This is a genomic window from Paramagnetospirillum kuznetsovii, from assembly GCF_003284725.1.
Lineage (GTDB): Bacteria > Pseudomonadota > Alphaproteobacteria > Rhodospirillales > Magnetospirillaceae > Phaeospirillum > Phaeospirillum kuznetsovii.
Genome location: NZ_PGTO01000054.1, coordinates 1 through 1772, shown reverse-complemented (window position 1 = coordinate 1772; position 1772 = coordinate 1). Strand labels below are relative to the sequence as shown.

Genomic DNA, 1772 nt, shown 5'->3' with positions numbered 1-1772 from the left:
TCGGCGGGCGTCACCGTGGATGTTTCGGCCGCCAGCCAGCCGATCTCGGTTACCGGCGGCACCGGCAACGATACCTTTACCGGCGGCTCGGCCTACGACCATTTCGACGGCGGGGCGGGGACCGACACGGCGGTGTTCCACGGCGTCAAGGGCGACTACAAGATCGGCGCGGCCAACGGCACCATCTCGGTGCAAGACACCAATTCCAGTGATGGCAACGATTACACCGACTATCTGACCAATGTGGAGACGCTGCGGTTCAGCGACGGTTCGCTGTCGGTCAGTGCGGGCCAGAGCGCCACCAATATTTCCGGCCTGTCGTTTACCGGCGCCACCGGTTCAGGCGTCACCATGGCCTATACGCCTTCCTCCACCTTGACAGTGGAAACCTCGATCAAGTTCAGCGCCATCACCGGCGAGCGGCAGTTCGTGTTGTTCGGGACGTCCTCGGGGGCGTGGAATTCATCGACGTTCGCCCAGACCGTCGGCAACCACTCGACGGATATATGGGTCGATCCAACCACCCATCATTTTGTCGCCTATCTCTGGGATGCCGCGGCAGGTGCGGGTGTCTCGGTCGAAGGAACCACGGCGGCCCAAGCGGGACAGTGGTACAATTTGGCTTTGTCGGCGCAAAACGGCGGTGCACTTCGGCTCTACGTCAACGGCGTCGAGGAGGGCACCGCCGGTTCCGTACAGACCATGTCGTCTGGCGACATGTTCGTCATCGCCGCCAACGCCAACGCGGCTGGCGGGGGCGTCACCAATGCCGGCCTGAACGGCGAGGTGGCCGGTGTGGCCATCTGGGACAGCCTGCGCAGCGGGAGTCAGATCCAGTCGGATTCCCAAGCGATCCAGGCTGGCTCCCTGTCGGGGGGCAATCTGCAGGGCTACTGGAATTTCAGCAGCGCCAGCGGTGGGACCATCACGCCGACCACGGGCTCGGTGGCAATGGTAAACAACTCCACCCCCTTCACCGAGGCGCTGACGGCGGCCATCGGTTCGTCGCTGACCGGCACAGGCACCGCCGACATCATCGACGTCGGCACCGGCTTTGGTACGGTCGATGCGGGCGGCGGCAACGATACCATCAAGCTCTCCGGTAGCGATCTGGCGACCATGACCACCATCATCGGTGGAGCGGGCACGGATACGGCCATCGTCGCCAATGCCGGGACCATCGACGACACGGCGGCGGGCAAGTTCACCGGCGTCGAGACCCTGACGGTCACCGGTGGCGCGGCCACCTCGGTCACCTTCGGGGCCCTCGGCCGGTATAACGGCGTCAACACCATCGACGCATCTGCCGTGACCGGTAACCTGACGGTGGAGACCTCGGCTAATTTCAACGGCGTCACCCTGGTGGCCGGGTCGGGCTACAATTCCATGAATGCCGGCGCGGGGGTGGATGCCGTCCGGGTTCTGTCGAGCGAGTCCGAGACCACTCTGAGCGGCTTCTCGGGCCAGTTCAGCGCCTCGTTCACCGGCGCCTATGCCGGTGCCACGCTGATCACCAATAATGTGGACGAGCTTTACTTCTCCGACGGCAAGACCCTGGGCCTGTCCAACACCGCCAATGTGCTCACTGTTTCGGGCGGAAGCGGTAATGATGTGGTCCATGTGAGCTGGGGCGTTGACGTGATCGATGCCGGGTCGGGCGGCAACGACACCTTGATCGCTTCCGGCGGCGCGGCGACCTTCAATCTGCACAGCGGCCTGACCAGCGCCGACACCATTACCGGCGGCATCTATGGCGACCGATTGGTTCTGGA

Annotated in this window: 1 protein-coding gene; it reads left to right on the top strand. The window is 64.1% G+C overall.

Annotated elements, in window-relative coordinates:
* On the top strand, positions 1 to 1772 hold a 1772-nt coding region (locus CU669_RS21525; RefSeq protein WP_161539767.1), incomplete at both ends, for a LamG domain-containing protein.